At 34.6% G+C, this 13,817-nt stretch carries 10 protein-coding genes; 6 read left to right on the forward strand and 4 right to left on the reverse strand.

Going from position 1 to position 13,817, the window contains the following annotated elements; translation table 11 throughout:
- Positions 1-81 precede the first annotated feature (81 nt).
- The 3 genes from GJJ64_RS03915 to GJJ64_RS03925 all read left to right on the forward strand — a co-directional run bounded on the left by GJJ64_RS03915 (position 82) and on the right by GJJ64_RS03925 (position 3,490).
- The gene (locus GJJ64_RS03915) at positions 82-1,455 is read left to right on the forward strand and encodes an exonuclease domain-containing protein (protein WP_154286437.1); all 1,374 of its coding nucleotides are present in this window, start codon (positions 82-84) and stop codon (positions 1,453-1,455) included.
- Positions 1,456-1,486: 31 nt separating this feature from the next.
- Complete coding sequence (locus tag GJJ64_RS03920) at positions 1,487-3,064, forward strand: M28 family peptidase (RefSeq protein ID WP_154286438.1); 1,578 nt, start codon at positions 1,487-1,489, stop codon at positions 3,062-3,064.
- 117 nt (positions 3,065-3,181) lie between these two features.
- Complete coding sequence (locus GJJ64_RS03925) at positions 3,182-3,490, forward strand: hypothetical protein (RefSeq protein WP_154286439.1); 309 nt, start codon at positions 3,182-3,184, stop codon at positions 3,488-3,490.
- Between the two features lie 1,338 nt (positions 3,491-4,828).
- Here GJJ64_RS03925 and GJJ64_RS03930 read toward each other — a convergent pair.
- Positions 4,829-5,872 (reverse strand): UDP-glucose--hexose-1-phosphate uridylyltransferase, encoded by a 1,044-nt coding sequence (locus GJJ64_RS03930; RefSeq protein WP_154286440.1) that lies wholly within the window; start codon positions 5,870-5,872, stop codon positions 4,829-4,831.
- Positions 5,872-7,029, reverse strand: coding sequence for a galactokinase (galK, locus tag GJJ64_RS03935; protein WP_154286441.1), 1,158 nt, complete (start codon positions 7,027-7,029; stop codon positions 5,872-5,874). Before galK ends, GJJ64_RS03930 begins: the two co-directional genes overlap by 1 nt.
- A 187-nt stretch (positions 7,030-7,216) precedes the next feature.
- Here galK and GJJ64_RS03940 point away from each other — a divergent pair, with 187 nt between their 5' ends.
- From GJJ64_RS03940 to GJJ64_RS03950, 3 genes are all read left to right on the forward strand, one after another.
- Positions 7,217-8,086, forward strand: coding sequence for an AraC family transcriptional regulator (locus tag GJJ64_RS03940; protein ID WP_154286442.1), 870 nt, complete (start codon positions 7,217-7,219; stop codon positions 8,084-8,086).
- Between the two features lie 133 nt (positions 8,087-8,219).
- Positions 8,220-8,750 carry a hypothetical protein gene (locus GJJ64_RS03945; protein ID WP_154286443.1) on the forward strand — a complete coding sequence of 177 codons (531 nt, stop codon included), beginning with the start codon at positions 8,220-8,222 and terminating at the stop codon, positions 8,748-8,750.
- A gap of 213 nt (positions 8,751-8,963) precedes the next feature.
- Positions 8,964-10,250: a citrate synthase gene (locus GJJ64_RS03950; protein WP_154286444.1), complete on the forward strand. Its 1,287-nt coding sequence runs from the start codon at positions 8,964-8,966 to the stop codon at positions 10,248-10,250.
- A 947-nt stretch (positions 10,251-11,197) separates the two neighbouring features.
- On the opposite strand, the gene GJJ64_RS03955 is transcribed toward GJJ64_RS03950, so the two are convergent.
- Both GJJ64_RS03955 and GJJ64_RS03960 read right to left on the reverse strand, forming a co-directional pair.
- Positions 11,198-13,111, reverse strand: a complete 1,914-nt coding sequence (locus GJJ64_RS03955; RefSeq protein WP_229655454.1) for a DUF294 nucleotidyltransferase-like domain-containing protein — start codon at positions 13,109-13,111, stop codon at positions 11,198-11,200.
- 14 nt (positions 13,112-13,125) lie between these two features.
- Positions 13,126-13,788 carry a 3'-5' exonuclease gene (locus tag GJJ64_RS03960; RefSeq protein WP_317162899.1) on the reverse strand — a complete coding sequence of 221 codons (663 nt, stop codon included), beginning with the start codon at positions 13,786-13,788 and terminating at the stop codon, positions 13,126-13,128.
- Positions 13,789-13,817: the final 29 nt, after the last annotated feature.

Below are 13,817 nucleotides of genomic sequence, written 5' to 3' on the forward strand. Positions count from 1 at the left end.
ATAACAAACGAATCTAAAATTTTACTGGGAATAGTTTTTTTGTTTGTGATGATTTGCTAAATAAATTAGTATTTTAGCTGTATGGATAGGTTGTATGCAATTGTGGATATAGAAACTACTGGAAGTCATGCTAGTGCCAATGGCATTGCAGAGATTGCTATAGTGATATTTGATGGCACAAAGGTGATAGAAAAGTTTGAATCTTTAGTAAACCCGCAACAAACCATACCGCCCTTTATACAATCCCTTACCGGTATTGATGATGAGATGACTGCCCAAGCACCTTTGTTTGAAGATTTAGCTCCACAGATTTTCAATTTATTAGAAGGGAAGGTGTTTGTAGCACATAACGTAAATTTTGATTATTCTTTTGTTCATTACCATTTAAAAAAGGCGGGTTATCAGCTCAATAGCAAAAAGTTGTGTACAGTACGTCTAGCCAGAAAAATACTACCCGGTTTTCCGTCTTACAGTTTAGGTAAACTCTGCAAGCAATTAGATATCAGTATAGAAAATAGACACAGAGCCATGGGCGATGCCTTTGCTACAGCTTCTTTATTTAAGATACTCATCAACAGAGACCATTCTGATGTGATTGCTTTGGCACTAAAAGCAAATTCTAAAGAGCAGATTTTACCACCACTTTTAGATAAAGAGCAGCTTCAAAAGCTACCGCATGCGCCAGGTGTTTACTATTTTAAGAATAAGCAGAAGAAAATTGTTTATGTGGGTAAGGCTGTAAATATTTACAAACGTGTTTGTAGTCATTTTGCCAATAACAATCCGGATGAAAAGAAACAAGCTTTCTTAAAGCATGTCAAGTATGTAGATTTTGAAGTCTGCGGTTCAGAGTTACAAGCTTTAATTTTTGAGGCTATAGAAATTAAAAGATTATGGCCCAAAGAAAATAGGGCTTTAAAAAATCCGGAGTTGAGGTTTGCTTTGTATGTTTACGAAAATCAGGCAGGTTATCTTACTCTTGGAGTTGGTAAAAAGATAAAGTATCTGAAGCCTTACCATAGCTTTAACAGCAAAGCAGAAGCTGTTTTGTTCCTCAGAAAATTGATAGAAAACCACGAGTTATGCCCTAAGTTTTGCGGGTTTAAAAGTGTTTTAATTACAGAAAATCCTGCTACTATGTGTTGTGATGCTTGCTTAAAACAAGAAGATGCGCTTACCTATAACCAAAGGGTTGATGCTGCTTTAAATTCCATTGCTGATGAATTTAAGAGCTATCTGATTATAGATGAGGGAAGAGACGAACATGAAAAATGCTGTATCTTGATAGAAAAAGGAGATTTTTATGGGATGGGCTATATACCTAGTCAGGAAATTGTGTGTCAGTTAGATGATATCAAAACTAAAGTAACACCTTATCCTTCTTACAGTTTTATCCAGAAAACTGTTTTTGATTTTGCATTCAAAAACCCTGATAAACTAATCTTGTTACAATAAGATTTAAAATAAGATGTTTATCTTCATCAATATGAAAAGAATATTTTTAACTGCTGCCATCGTGGGCGTTTCCTCGGTTATTTTTGCTCAGGATCAAACGCCTGTAAAATATGCACAAAGCATAACTGTTGCAGATGCTACCAAAAAATTAAGTGTTTTAGCTGCCGATGATTTTGCTGGTAGAGAAACTGGCGATTTAGGTGCACAAAAAGCTGCTGATTATATCAAAAATCATTTTAAAAGTTTAGGACTAAAAGCTCCGGTTAACGGAGATTATTTTCAGAAACTAGATTTAAGAGAGCAATATCTTTCTAAAACCAATGTGATTGCTAATGGCGAGGCTTTAGAGTTTTTTAAAGATTTCTACATCAGTGGGGTATCACAAGCTAAGCTCCAAAAGACATTTAAAAACTTTGTTTTTGTTGGCTATGGCATCGCATCAGAGAAGTATGATGATTTAAGTAATCTTAATTTAGAAGGTAAAGTTGCTATTATATTGCCTGGGGAGCCTTCCAAAGATGGAAAATCATTGATTACGGCTAATGGTAATTATTCTGATTGGACAAGCAACCGAACCAAGAAAATAGATGCATTAAAAGCCAAAAAGCCTCAGGCTATTATCATTGTGAGCGATCAGGTAAACCGTATGTCGCAAAACGGAACTCGTAAAGACCGTCCGGCTTTGATGTTAGGCGATGCTAAATCTAATACTCCTATTATTTATTTAACCAAAGCTGCTTTAAGCAAGTTGATGGGGGGTACTAAGAAAGATCTAACAGCAGAAACGAATCAGATTCTTAACGGATTAAAACCTGCTTCATTTACCTTTAATGGTAATTTAGATGTTGATGTGGAGCTTACCATCAAGCCTCTAGAAGCTCATAATGTTTTAGGATTTTTAGAAGGTACAGATGAAAAGCTGAAAAAAGAAGTTGTGGTTATTACGGCACATTACGACCATATTGGTGTTGCCGATGATGGCGATGTTTATAATGGAGCTGACGATGATGCATCGGGTACAACAGGTGTAATGGAGTTAGCAGAAGCTTTTGTACAAGCTAAAAGAGAGGGTAAAGGACCTAAAAGAAGTATTTTATTTATGACCGTAGTGGGCGAGGAGAAAGGTTTATTAGGCTCTGAGTGGTATTCTAGAAATCCTGTTTTTCCTTTAGCTAATACCATCACCAATTTAAATATTGATATGATTGGTAGAGTAGGTGATATTTATAAAAACAATCCAGATTCTGCAAATTATATATTCGTAATTGGTTCTGATAAGTTAAGTACTACTTTAAAGGAGATTAGTGAAAAGGCTAATAAAACCTACTCAAAAATGGTTTTAGATTATCGTTACGATGATCCATCAGATCCAAATCGTTTTTATTACCGTTCTGATCATTACAATTTTGCTAAGCATAACATCCCGGTTATTTTCTATTTCAATGGTACACATGAAGATTATCACAAAAAAACCGATGAAATAGGAAAAATAAATTTTCCTTTATTAGTGAAAAGAGCGCAGTTGGTGTTTTACACTGCCTGGGATTTGGTTAACAGAGCAGAACGCCCGGCTGTAGATAGGCAAAATGATATGCCTAGTAATAGATAGTTTTTAGGACAGTTAGGAAACGCTGATATGACTTTTAATAATTTCTAGCTGATTTCTTTATTTGGTACAATTTTTAATAGCATTAGAATAGTTTTATTAATAGCTAAACTTATCAATATGAAAAGATTAATTTACTTCGCATTAACAGTATTCATGTTTATGGGTTCTGTAAATGCTTTTGCATCTGGCGCAGAAAAACGTAACCCAGAATTAACAGAACGTCAGAAAGTAAGATTACAAGAAATTTCTCAACGTGTTGAGGAAATCAAATCTTTAGATCGTTCTAAACTAAGTAGAGAAGAGCGTAAAGAAATTAAAAATGAGTTGTTAGAGATGAAAAAAGAATCTAAGGCATTGTCTGGAGGTGTTTATTTATCTGCAACAGCTATTATCATTATTTTATTAGTATTGATTTTAATTTTCTAGAATTATATCTCTTAAGGTAAAAAAGCTCGATTTTAATCAAAATCGAGCTTTTTTATGATGTTGATTTTAGTGATTGTTTTTTTATGGGGAGTGAAGATTTATTTATGTTATATAAGTTTTTCTTACCCTAGTAGGTTAGAGGCTTCTTTTTATTGGCTATTGCGCTCAAGGCTTTTCGGCCTCATAGGCGGCCAGCCCTATTTACTTTTTTCTTGATAAAAAAGTAAACAAAAACGAGGAACGAGTTCATGAATGCCTAAGAAAAACCATAAACAAAAAATGAATAAATCAAGGCTGATGAATATTTGTCGTTCCGTCTAAATAAATCTTTATCCACAATCCTGAGTGGTGTGTAAGTTTATGCTTAGTGAAGGCTTGTACAACACCCGTCGGATTGCTCCCTGATACTGCTTAATGAAAGTTTATGCAAAAGATTTATTTGCCTGCACTTCCAAATCTTCATAGGCCGTCCTTCGTTCTTCGGAAACATGAGTTTTATATTTAAAGGCAATTCTTAAATATCCGCTTTTTAGGTTCTTTTTGCTTTGTAATCAGTACTTTATACTTGAAATCCCTCCCTCTTTGATTCTCCCTCCAGAGGGAGATACTGACGGCATACCTATCAAGTATATTATAAACAGAAATCTTATTTTAATAAGACAAATCCTCATCCATTTGCAAAGTATCCCCCTCTTGAGGGGGTGTAGGGGGAGGTTCTTTATACGCTACCTTCTACTATATCTAAATTTCAACTATAGAGATTTTTTACCTTATAATCCGTACTTTTCTACTCCCAGAAAAGAACAACCATTCATAAAAAAAAACAACCTAAACCGAAGCAAATGAGCAACAATAAGTTTATTCGTTAATAGTTTATGAGTTTGTTAGGCTGAAATATCCAATATTTAGGCATCTTTTTACTTTATACTTTTTACTTAAATAAAGCTTATAGCGAATGCGGTTTGCGTTCGAGCTTACACTAACGTTCATAAACCGCTTGCTAGCAAAAATAAGCGCTCACTGTTTTTGAGTGTGGGTAAGACTTGTGTGGTAATGGCTCCTGCGGGATTGTTCAAGGATTTATTCATTAGTTTTTATTGATTTTTAAAGGTCTTCATGAATTCGCACAGGCTCATTTTGATTACTTTTTTCCTCTAAAAAGTAATGGGCCTCGCCGGCTCGTGAGGCAGATAATTATTATCATTAAAGATTACTGAACTAAGCTTTAGGTGATTGATAACTGCCCTAGTCTATTTAAACTAACAATACTTATTATTTCACAAAAAAGCTCAGTTTAAGTAAAAAACCGAGCTTTTTGTAAATATTGGTTTGGTTTAATTAGCCTAAATAATGCACTAAGCTTAAATCTCTTAACTTTTTAGCAGCTTGTTCTGGCGTAATATCTCGTTGTGGGTTGGCCAACATTTCATAACCTACCATAAACTTCTTCACCGTAGCAGAGCGCAACAAAGGCGGATAAAAGTGCATATGCCAATGCCACTCCAGATGGTCGCCATCATTTACGGGTGCTTGGTGCATACCAGCAGAATATGGGAATGAGGTCTCAAATAAATTATCGTATTTGATGGTTAATTGCTTTAAAATTTCTGCTAAAGCAGTTTTTTCAGCCTCGGTAAATTCAAGAATATTTTGAACTTGTCTCTTACTGATGATAATGGTCTCGTAAGGCCATACTGCCCAAAAAGGCACTAAAGCAACAAAATGTTCATTTTCCAAAATCACACGTTCTTGGCTTTCTAGTTCTACCTCCAAATAAGCGCTTAATAAGCTTTTTTTATTTTCTTGGTAATATTTTAGAAACTGTACACCTTCTTTTGCAGGCTCTACCGGTACCGAGCTTTGCGCCCAAATTTGTCCGTGAGGGTGGGGGTTACTACATCCCATCACATCGCCTTTGTTTTCAAATATTTGAATGTGTTTTATCCAGCTATGAGAGGTAGACAAGTCTTTAAACTCTGTTTGCCATAAAGTAATAACATCTTCTATAGCTTTTACTTCCATCTGCGGAAGCGTAAGATCATGTCGTGGCGAGAAACAGATAACTCTGCAGATGCCACGTTCGCTAGTGGCTTGTAATAAATCACTTTTATTTACTTTTCCTTCCGGAGTATCTTGTAATAAAGAAGAAAAATCATTGGTAAATGCATATGGACCTGTGTATGCAGGGTTTACAGAACCATCAGAACGGGTATTACCTGGACATAAATAACAGCTTGCATCGTATTGCGGTCTTGGGGTATTGTTAACCGTTTCTACTTTACCTTGCCATGGTCTTTTAGTCCGGTGCGGAGAAACCATTACCCATTCGCCAGTTAATATATTTAAACGCTTATGCGGATGCTCATCAAAATTAAATTCCATTATGCTAAAATTCTTGTACCGTCTTCTATTTGCGATATGTAAACATTCATTCCTTTGTTTAGCTTATTAAAATAAGCTTCTTTCACTCTTTTGATAACTTCGTCTAAATGCTCTTCTTTCACTAAAGAAATCACGCAGCCTCCAAAGCCACCGCCCATCATCCTGGCACCTAAAATAGCGTCCTCTTTTTTGGTGCAGCTTACGATAAAATCAAGTTCCGGACAGCTTACTTCATACAATTCGCTTAAACCAGTATGGGTTTGGTACATTTTCTGGCCAAAAGCTTCTATGTTTCCGGCTTCTAAATCAGCGCAAGCGGCTAACAACCTGTTATTTTCTTCTACTACATATTTGCAGCGGTTATAAATATCCGGACTAGCATCATGCAAGCATTCCTCAACCATTTCTATGGTAGCATCTCTCAAAAATTTAACTTCAGGATATTTTTGTTGGATGATAGAAACACCTTCTTGGCACTGACTGCTTCTTACATTATATTCTGATGAAGCTAAAGAATGCTTTACCATAGAATCAAAAAGCACTATTTTAATTCCTTTTAACTCGAAAGGAACGTATTCGTATTCTAAAGAGCGACAATCTAACTTAATCACATGGCCTTTTTTACCAAAAACACTAGCAAATTGGTCCATAATACCACATTTAACACCTACAAATTCGTTCTCGCCTTTTTGTGCAATTTTAGCAATATCCATTTTAGATAATTGCAAATTGTATAGCTCGCTTAAAGCAAAAGCAACCGCACATTCTAAAGCAGCTGATGATGACATGCCGGCGCCTAAAGGAACATCTCCAGAAATAACGGCATTGAAACCTTTAATTTGCTTATTGGCTTTTAAAAGCTGGTCAACAATACATATAACATAGTTAGGCCATCCTTTTTCAGAGAAGCTGTAGTTGTTTAATGAGGTTTCAATCTCATCATCCATATCTGCAGCTACCAATACAATTTTATCATCGTCTCTTTTAGATATAGCTATATAAGCAGCCTTATTTACCGCAGCGGGTAGTACAAAACCCATGTTATAGTCTGTATGCTCTCCTATAAGATTTACCCTTCCTGGCGAGCAAACAACCAAAGGTTGCTCATTAAACTTTTCTTTAAATGTTTCTAAAACAAGTTCGTGTGAATTCTTCATATATATGGTGTTAACCTTTACAAAATTGGTTTTCATAATTTAGGGTCTTAATGGAATGTGCAAATAAGATACCCAAAAACTATGAGTTTTGAAAGTGTGAAATTAGAGGAAAGAAATAGCAACATAATGGATTATATGATGAAGTTATTGTAATATTTTATGTAGTTTTGGGTTTAAAAATTTAAAATTGAAGAAGAAAAAACAAGGCTTTGAAGGCGAGAGAATTCTTGAAATAACAGCCAGCAGACGTCATTTAATTGATAATCCTCAATTTTTGAGTTTTTCTGGGATGGGCTTTTTCCCTAAAGCTAAGTACCATGCAGATGAGCAGCATAAAGGTTATAATTATTATACCTTGATATATTGTGTACAAGGTTTAGGTAAGGCACAAATTTTAAATGAGGATTTAGCTATTAAAGCCGGAGATTTTTTCTTCATCCCAAAAAATACTCCTTTTAATTTTAGAGCAGATAATCAAACGCCATGGACAGTTTTTTGGTTTAATTTTGATGGCAGTTTAGCCGATGATGTTCTTCAGTTATTTTATCAGCATAACCAATCTTATAAAGGCTTTTTAGCTTATGAGGAAGAACGTATTTTATTATTTGATACCATATATAAGAATTTAAAAAGAGGTTATAGCAAAGAAGTAATGACGCTATTAAATATGGGTTTATTACATTTTTTAACCTCTTTTATCATCCACATTAGGCCTAAACAAAAAGATAAAAACCAAGATTTGGTAAATCAGGTGATAGATTATTTGAAAAAGAATCTAGATAAGAATATTACTTTAACAGAGATGGCTCAATATATTAATATTTCTGTTCCTCATTTTTCTACGGTTTTTAAAAAGAAGGTAGGTGTATCTCCGGTAGATTATTTTCTGCAATTGAAAATGCAGCGAGCTTGTCAGTATTTAGAATATACCGATGCTTTGGTAAAAGAGGTAGCCTTTAAGGTAGGTATAGAGGATGCACAATATTTTTCTCGTTTATTCTCTAAAATAGTAGGATTGTCTCCCAATGCCTACAGAAAATCTTTAGGGCGTAGTTAGTTTTTTATTCCGATGATACTTTAGTTTCTGTTTATTAAACGCTTCATTTACTAGAAGATAGGTTAAAAGTGAAACCAATAGTTGTGCTTTGGTCTGCTCTTTGTTTAAGCCTGTTTTATTAAACAAATACAATATGAAAAAAACTATGATTAAAATGTTTATTGCAGTAGCTGCAATAACATCATATTTCTCCTTAAATTACGTACAGGCACAAACTACAAATCCTGATGGGTCTAGAACCCGATTAGGTGTTGGCTTAGGTATAGGTGTACCTACCAAAAGTAATGTAGCAGATGTTGTTATCGCACCTGATTTAAGATTACAACATGATTTAGGTGCTCGTACATCTTTAACTTTAACTACTGGATATTATGGTTTTATTGGTGACAGAAAAATCAATGGAGAAAGCTTCGTTTCAGATTTAATTCCCTTAAAAGCAGGAACTAAGTTCTTTTTTGGAAATACTTTTTATTTACAGCCGGAAGTAGGTATAGCTTTTTCTACTAAAAAAGATTATCAACATCCTTTTGTTTGGGCGCCCAGCGTAGGTTACGCCAATCAGAAGTGGGATTTTGCTTTAAGATATGAAGGTTTTGAGTACAATAGAAATTCTACAGGAATGGTAGCTTTAAGAGCAGCATATTCTTTTAATTTATCCAAATAAGAATTTTTTTAAAATTTTTGTAAAAAAGTCGACGAAAGTTGGCTTTTTTTGTTTCTAGACAAACAATTTTTGAAATATATGCTTATACTTGAGGCAATAATAGAAATGCCTATATAAATATTACAAAAAGAAGATATTTCTAATAGAATATTAATACAATAATAATTTTTTAATTAATTGATTTAATTAAATTTGTTGCGTAACACCAATTTTATGTCAGAAACAGCAGAACTTAAATTAGATGGTAAATCTATTCAGTTACCAGTTTTAGAAGGAACCGAAAACGAAAAAGCAATTGATATTTCAAAACTAAGAGATCAGACAGGTTATGTAACCTTAGATAGTGGTTTTAAAAATACAGGTGCAACTAAAAGTGCAATAACTTTTTTAGATGGTGAGCAAGGTATTTTAAAATATAGAGGTTACGGTATAGAAGAGCTTGCAGAGAAATCTACGTTTTTAGAAGTTGCCTACCTTTTGATTTACGGTAATTTACCAACTAAAACAGAGATTGAAGATTTTCAGCATAAAATCAGCAGACATACATTGGTGCATGAAGATATGAAGAAATTTTTTGATGGTTTCCCATCAAAATCTCATCCTATGGGGCAATTGTCTTCATTAGTATGTTCTTTATCTTCTTTTTACCCAGAGTCTTTAGACCCACACCAAACTAAAGAGGAGTTTGAGTTAACCATTATTAAATTGTTAGCTAAAATGCCAACCATTGTTTCTTGGATTTACAAAAAATCTTTAGGACATCCGGTTATTTATCCTCAAAACAAATACGATTATGTTACTAATTTCTTGTACATGACTTTCGGTCAGCGTACAGAGGAAATCACGATAGATCCTGTGGTTATTGATGCAATGAACAAATTATTGATTCTACATGCAGACCACGAACAAAACTGTTCTACCTCTACGGTAAGAATTGTAGGTTCATCAGACTGTAACTTATACGCATCTATTTCAGCAGGTGTTTCTGCACTTTGGGGTCCATTACATGGTGGTGCTAACCAAGCGGTGATAGAAATGCTAGAGAAAATTAAAAACGATGGTGGTGATGTAGATAAGTGGGTAAATAAAGCTAAAGATAAAAACGATCCTTTCCGTTTAATGGGCTTTGGTCACCGCGTTTACAAAAACTTTGATCCTAGAGCAAAAATCATTAAAAAAGCTTGTGATGATATTTTAGCTAAATTAGGTATCAATGATCCTGTATTAGATATTGCTAAAAAATTAGAAGAAGTAGCTTTAAACGATCCTTATTTTGTAGACCGTAAATTATATCCAAACGTTGATTTCTATTCTGGTATCATTTACAGAGCTTTAGGTTTCCCTACAGAAATGTTTACGGTATTATTTGCTTTAGGCCGTTTACCGGGATGGATTGCACAATGGAAAGAAATGAGAGAAAACAAAGAACCTATCGGAAGACCTCGTCAGATTTATGTTGGTGAGAAAGATAGAACTTTCGTTGATATTGCTTCAAGATAATAACTATTAGATATAGAGTAACAAAGCCTGATGAGTTTCATCAGGCTTTGTTGTTTTAATGTAGATAGGGTATAAAGTATAGAGTAGAAAGTATAAAGTAAAGAGTAGAAAGTATAAAGATGCCTAAAAAGCGATATTTAGGGACTGCCCTTTGAGTATAAAGTACAGATTATAAAGTAAAAATACCTCAATAGCTTAAATTCAGATATAGTAGAGGGTAGTTTATAAATAACCTCCCCCTACACCCCCTCAAGAGGGGGATACTTTGCAAATGGGTGAGGATTTGTCTTATTAAAATAAGATTTCTGTTTATAATACACTTGATAGGTGTGCCGTCAGTATCTCTCTCAGGAGGGAGAATCAAAGAGGGAGGGATTTTAGTAGCAAGTAAAAAGTACAGAGTAGAAAGTACAAAGTACAGAGTAGAAAGTATAGAGTATAAAGTAAAAAGATCCTCCCCCTACACCCCCTCGAGAGGGGGACACTTTGCAAATGGGTGAGGATTTGTCTTATTAAAATAAGATTTCTATTTATAATACACTTGATAGGTGTGCCGCCCAGTGTCTCCCTCTGGAGGGAGAATCAAAGAGGGAGGGATTTTGAGTAGCAAGTAAAAAGTACAGAGTAGCAAGTAAAAAGTACAGAGTATAAAGTATAAAGTACAGAGTAGAAAGTATAGAGTATAAAGTAAAAAGATCCTCACCCTACACCCCCTCGAGAGGGGGACACTTTGCAAATGGGTGAGGATTTGTCTTATTAAAATAAGATTTCTATTTATAATACACTTGATAGGTATGCCGTCCAGTGTCTCCCTCTGGAGGGAGAATCAAAGAGGGAGGGCGTTTTTTGGGTAGAAAGTACTCTTCTTGCGTTCGTTTGTAACGAGTGCTTAATATGGCTTTCGATTATATCGATTGATTTGAAAATTCCTAAAAATCAAAAACCTCTTAACCCAAAAGATTATTCGTAAACCTCATTTTTATACCTGCTTGAAAGTTTTCTATCGTCTTGAAAATTTCTTTTAGAGTTACCTGCTCTATACGGGTGAGGTTTTTAAGTTCTATATAATTATTTGGTTTTATTTTCTCATGAATTACTTGCGATGCTTGATTTTTTAGCCTTAAACTCATTAAATAATAATAAGACTGCATCAACTCATGAAACTGAGTTTCAGAAAAAATACCTTTTTCTTGTAAGGCTTTTAGTCTTTCGCCTGTATTAAGCTTGAAAATTCTGTTTTGCAAAGCATAAACACGCACCAAATCTACTACAGGTGTCATGGCGTTTTTTATATCAAAAACTTCTGATTTTCCTAAAGTTTGTGTCCTGATATTATTAAAGAAAGTTAAAGGAGGATTGTACTGAAGCGCATTTTTTGCAATAAAGACAAAGAATCTTTCCATCGGGTTCTTTAGTTCTTCATCTAAAAAGTCTTGCAACTCGTTCATGATTTGCTCATCGCCGTAAAGGTATCTGCAATCAAAGAAAGTAGAGAATTTAATGGCGCTTTCTGGTAAAGATTCTTCCATCCAACTCTTATAATTGCGCTTCCAATGCGATAAAGAATGTGTCCATTTAGGGTTGCTAGCCATATAACCGCCCTCGCAATACACAAAGCCAATATCATTTAATTTATCAGAAACACGTTTGGCAAATTCTAAGAAGTAGGAGCGTACCAATTCACGCTGCTCATTAGCCTTATCTTCATAAATGATAGCATTATCTTGGTCGGTTTTAAGGGTTTGCTCTTTTCTTCCTTCGCTACCTAAAACCATGTAAACAAATTTTGCAGGTGGCTTACCTAGTTCTCCAATCACTTCTTCTATAACTTTTTGGGCAATGGTATCGGCAATGGTGGTAATGACTTGGTTTACAATTTCTGCTTGTACGCCTCTGCCTAATAATTGGGTAATAATCAGCGGAACTTTCTCCCATTTCTGCTTTAATTCTTTAGAATTTAAAGCCAGCTTAACCGATTGGATAAATACTAAAGGAGATTGTGCTTGCTCGCTCAATAAGCGGTTTCTACTCAAGAAGCCTATATATTCACCATTTTTTTCTACCACCAAGTATCGGGCTTTGGTTCTAAACATCAATAAAATAGCCTCATACACATAAGCATTGGTAGAAATGGTTACAATGGGGTTATCCATAATGGTTTGGATAGCCTGTTTAGCATCTATACATTGGGCTATAACACGGTCTCTTAAAGTAATATCAGTAACAAAACCTATGATTTGTTGTGTGTTATCTTTTACAAACAAGCAACTTACTTTCTTGTCGGCCATAAGCTTAGCAGCCTCGCAAATAGGAAAATCTGGTTTGCAACTGATTAAATCACGATAAGCAACGGCCTCAATTTTTCTGGAATATAATTGTTCTGATGCGATATAACTTTCCTCAAATGAAGGTGGTTTTTTAAAGAAATGTGCAAATTCTTCATCCTGCATCCGGTTGCCAAAATCGGTTGTGAAGTATTGAAAAAAGTCTTCATAAGCACTACATAAAGCTCTAAAATCTTTCCTCGGTAAAAAATAAACTAAGGTACCTTTCTTAACAATAACGGATTTTAATGCCTTTTTTCTGTTTAATAGTACCGATATACCACCAAAGCAATAGCCCGTATGGTGTATCTCTACAGAGCGTTTATTGTTTTGCCCATCATAAAAAAAGGTTTCATATTCGCCCTCAGCAATAATATCAACACCTTTCATTTTGGTAATCTCTTGCCTGTATGCAAGCGTTTCCTTATTATATCTTATTTCCTGTAAGCTATCTGCTATGCTCAGCAAAACATCATCAGGCAACAGATTAAAAGGAGTAGTGTTTTTTAAAATGGTTAATCTTTTTTCAATCATCATTTTTATGATTAAGCTTAAAACAAACTAAATGGCCAAATAGACTTCGGTTTAGCTTTAGTTTGTTTCATTTTAAAATTAAACTGTTGCGTTTCCATTTGTTCTGCTGTAATATCGCCACGTTTTAGCATCTCAAAAAAGCAGGCTGCTGTGGCTTCTGCATCTTTTAAGGCATGGTGCTGCTGTTCCATTTTCTCATCAAGTAAAAAATGATACAATTCGCCAAGTCTTAAGAAATTAACCGTTGGATTATGAACATATTTTGCACTGGCCAACATGGTACAAAACAAAGGACTATTTTCTATAGGGTTTTTAAGTTTAGCCCGGTAAGCATCAACACCTACAATATGAAAATCAAGCTCCATAAAATGAGCTATCAATAAAGGGTTGTACTTTTTAACATCATAGGCGAATTTTTGTAGCACCTGTTTCCGTTTAACGCCATTTTCTTCTAGAAAAGTAGGAGTAATACCGTGTATTTTATAGGCAGAATCTTCTATTTTAAGGTCTTGCAACTTGATGTAGAAGTTTTCTCGTTTCACTTCTTCGCCACTTTTATGGTAGATAATCCATGCCAGTTGGATACAAGTAGGCCAGTTATCAGTATCCTGATAAGGCTTATCCCATTTTTTAGGTAAACCTGATGTTTCTGTATCTATAAAAAGAAGGTAATCTTTCACTAGCCCGAAATTAGAATTTTATTACTCAT

Origin of the sequence: Pedobacter puniceum (assembly GCF_009674685.1) — a bacterium.
In the GTDB taxonomy this organism is placed as follows: domain Bacteria; phylum Bacteroidota; class Bacteroidia; order Sphingobacteriales; family Sphingobacteriaceae; genus Pseudopedobacter; species Pseudopedobacter puniceum.

Bases quoted from the DNA above. Each gene is read 5' to 3' on its own strand.
- GJJ64_RS03915 (WP_154286437.1), top strand. From the start codon at position 82: ATGGATAGGTTGTATGCAATTGTGGATATAGAAACTACTGGAAGTCAT.
- GJJ64_RS03920 (WP_154286438.1), top strand. From the start codon at position 1,487: ATGAAAAGAATATTTTTAACTGCTGCCATCGTGGGCGTTTCCTCGGTT.
- GJJ64_RS03925 (WP_154286439.1), top strand. From the start codon at position 3,182: ATGAAAAGATTAATTTACTTCGCATTAACAGTATTCATGTTTATGGGT.
- GJJ64_RS03930 (WP_154286440.1), bottom strand. From the start codon at position 5,872: ATGGAATTTAATTTTGATGAGCATCCGCATAAGCGTTTAAATATATTA.
- galK (WP_154286441.1), bottom strand. From the start codon at position 7,029: ATGAAGAATTCACACGAACTTGTTTTAGAAACATTTAAAGAAAAGTTT.
- GJJ64_RS03945 (WP_154286443.1), top strand. From the start codon at position 8,220: ATGAAAAAAACTATGATTAAAATGTTTATTGCAGTAGCTGCAATAACA.
- GJJ64_RS03950 (WP_154286444.1), top strand. From the start codon at position 8,964: ATGTCAGAAACAGCAGAACTTAAATTAGATGGTAAATCTATTCAGTTA.
- GJJ64_RS03955 (WP_229655454.1), bottom strand. From the start codon at position 13,111: ATGATGATTGAAAAAAGATTAACCATTTTAAAAAACACTACTCCTTTT.